Source organism: Vibrio sp. 10N.261.52.A1 (assembly GCF_002876325.1).
GTDB classification, from domain to species: Bacteria; Pseudomonadota; Gammaproteobacteria; order Enterobacterales; family Vibrionaceae; genus Vibrio; species Vibrio chagasii.
This window is the reverse complement of sequence record NZ_MCYD01001250.1, coordinates 1-3522: the sequence shown is the minus strand read 5'-3', so window position 1 is coordinate 3522 and position 3522 is coordinate 1. Positions and strand designations below refer to the sequence as shown.

1 protein-coding gene and 1 pseudogene are annotated in these 3522 nt (G+C 46.9%); both read right to left on the bottom strand.

What is annotated here, in order from left to right:
* Positions 1-137: 137 nt before the first annotated feature.
* Entirely contained in the window at positions 138-2735 is a 2598-nt protein-coding gene (locus BCT81_RS26355; RefSeq protein WP_102426372.1) for a hypothetical protein, read from the bottom strand.
* Between the two features lie 316 nt (positions 2736-3051).
* Positions 3052-3522, bottom strand: a pseudogene (locus tag BCT81_RS29235) (hypothetical protein); the annotation flags it as partial.

Here is a 3522-nt window from a genome sequence, read left to right as displayed (position 1 = left end):
AACGCTAGAACGGCGCTTGCAATCGAGATTGATAATGTATTTTTCATCGGTTTACTCAAAAATAGAGAATCAGTGTTATTCGTAAAAATCAAAAAAGGAGCAAGGTTTGTCACCTTGCTCCATATGCTTACAAACTATTATTCAGGAGCGACTGTCCAAGCGTTGTAACCTTTCTTCGTCTCAGTGAAATCAAGATTTGGTCGGCCCATTCCCGCTTCACACTTCGTTTCATTCGCTGGCAAAGAGAAGAATGCATTGTGTGGGTTAAACTCTGGGAAGAAACGATACACCTGATCGAAAGCCACTGGCATAGACATTAAACGGTTATCGACCATTCGAGTTGTGCCCGCGCGAACCAGTTCCCAACGCTCATTCCAGTTAACACGAACATACGCGTCGTAATCTGAGTTGTTGGTCGCCGTCAGCTGGATACGGCTCCAGTAATTCAGGAATGAACCACCCGTTTGACATCTCATAGTTAAATCTACAGGCACAGTTTGTGGTCGGTTCGCTTCGTTTTGAATACCGAAACGAGAAACAAACATATGTTGGTTCATTGAACCCTTGTCACCATTTTTCGGGTAAACAATCAAATCACCCCATTGACTACCACCAGCACCACCGCCACTGCGGTCAAAGATACGGCCATTCCACAATGAAGAAATCGTCATCTCTGCAGTATTGCCTGAAGCAACAATAGATTCTTCTAGGTGGTTATCAGATTGCGCTTTAAAAGAGAACAATTGAGACACACCAGCGTCCACATTACATTCTTGACTTACCACATTGTAACTACTGTAGCCATTCACCGTTAAACACTGTGTATCATCGCTCGCAGGGCGAACTTGGAACACGTTCGTTGGGTGCGTGATGGTACCTGGCGCCGCTGGCACGAATTTGAACAGCACATTAGGGTCGGTATTTTCATTCACAGCTTGTGATGTGTCACAGTCTTGGAATGCAAACTTGCCGCCAACATTGGTCAAACACTGTACATTACCATTGCTTTCGAAGTTAACAATACGCTTACCTCGGTCACCAATTGCGATATTGAAGCGTTTTGACTTCACCTTATCAACACCGTGTACACGGTAATGCGCGACAAGATCCAGTGGCAATACAACGTTAGCAAAACGCGGGAAGTACTGGTCGTACTGACTGCCTAAGTTTGCAATTGCGTCTGTAATACCATCGTTAAGAGAAGCAACATCTAAGTAGAATTGGCCATCTTCAGAGAACTCAACAGAGTTCGCTAAAATAGTGCTGTTGATTGCCTGTTCTACCAGTTTCAAACCTTCTTCTACTAGGCTTGGTAGCTCAGGAGCGTATACCTTCACAAACTCAACCAGCGGATACTCTGCCGACCAAGTAACACTTTCCAAACCTGAAATGGCACTGTGATCCAGTGTATCGAGTGAAACACGAATACCAGTATTACGCGCTTCACGGCTGCCATTTCGGTTGCCTTTGTTTGTCACCTTGGTAACGGCACCGTTGATGTATGCGTTGTCGTAAACCACATCGTTCGTTGCATCTGCATCAGCAAGCACAATTTGGCTGGCATCAGTGTTGTACGTAACAACCGTAGAAACGTTGTTCCAAGTAAACGTCTGTTTGCCTGTGGTTTGAAGATCGAACGCGACGTCGTTTATTACGTGGCCGCCTTGTAACGTTTTAGTTTGGGTGCCCGCTTGAATGCTTTGTCGGTTATCATCATCTTGCCATACATTAAGACCCGTCAGTTTTACACCGCTACCGTTGGCAATAAAGTCACACGACTCCGGGGTGTTTTGTGTCAACACACAGGTACTGTCTGGGTTGTTAGAATCGACAATACGCATTGGCGATGCACTCAAGTAAGCGCCTTGGCCTGTCATTGTGGTGCGGCCTTGCGGATCAACAAAAGAAACCGGTGTGTCATTGTCGTTCAGCTTATAACCCAGCGATACACTGTAGAACGCCGCTGAATCCCAACCTTGCGAAGGAATAACCTGACCCGTGATGGTGTTGTGGCCACTGTTGATGCTTTGGCTTTGGCCTGATAGCGTTACCCACTCTGTTGTGGTGTTGTCTTCGCCAGTACCGACTGTTTTTTCCAGTAGCACTCGTATAGGTTGGTTAGCAAAACTGTTTGTGCTGCCGTTAACTAAATCAAAGTCTAACGTGACATTGATTGGCGTTTGAGTCGCTAGCCACATTTTGCCGTCTCGGGTCAGGTTTTCACCTTTTGCCGGTACAAATGTCGCGGATGCGTTTTCAATTTCAGGCGCATCAGGGATCAAATCATCCATGATGAGGTCGCCGCCCCACATTCTGCGCACGCCATCGGCCACCCACAGTTCTATCTGAACACCGGTGCTGTGGTAACCAGACTCAGGAAGCAAACAAGACCACTGGCTGTTGCCTAAGCTCGAACAAGTGGAATTACGCCCATCAGAGCCATGAATCACCACCTTAAATGGGGCTTGCTCTTGGTACCACTCCCCCTGCGGGAACGATACCGGCGTGGTGATCAATACCTTTTGATTTGGCTCTAGAGTAAGCCCTTCCGGTTTAAAATTAGCCACACAATATGGACTGGCACCATGTGGGTTGAAATCTAAACACTTCAGGTGAGGGTCAATATTGTCCGCGCCATATTCGTTAGCAATGTTCTGAGAGTGTTGAGCAGCATGGGCTACTGAAATGCTGGCTAAGCTGGTTAGCAGCGCCGCATAAATAGGAGAAAATTTCATTAAGATTTCAGTCTCTTTGATTGAAAATAACAATATGTAAATGGAGATAAAGGCCTTCAAAACCTCAACCGCTTCGAGCTCATTGGCAACAAGTGCAATCGAATATGCTCATCCAGATGGCATTGTTGGAAGTCACAGCCAGCAGCAAGCAACGTTTAAAGACCCGCCAAGCTTGTGCTCGATTTGGCGTGAAATACAGTGAATTACCGTTAGTTTAGGTTTTATGAGCTTTTTTTAGAGGCTGTTAATTCAATGAGTTAGCTAATTAAGCCCGCTTCATAGAAAGCGGGCGCACTCAGTGAAAGAATCGCCAGTGTTATGGCTTAAGAAGCGCGGGCACCTTGTCACTTTGCAAGGCGCAGGTGTGTAAAATGTCGAGAATCAGAGCATTTTCATCGATGGTGTCTTGGTAAGGGATAGTCGGTAGCCCTTCCAGCGCTAAGTGCAGCTTTTCTGCGGTATAGCGGTAGCTATCAAACCCCTGATGTTTCCATAATTCAATCGAGGCAATTGCACGGTCAATACACGCCTCCATCGGTACCGGCTCCACTAAATCATCGACGGTCAGTTCGCCTCCCCACATTCTGCGCACGCCATCGGCCACCCACATCTCAACTTGCATACCCGTACTGTGGAAACCAGACTCAGGAAGCAAACAAGACCACTGGTTGCTGCCTAAGCTCGAACAAGTGGAATTGTGATTATCAGAACTTCGAATCACCACCTTAGATGGCGCTTGCTCTGGGTACCACTCCCCCTGCGGGAACGATACCGGCGTGGTGATCAA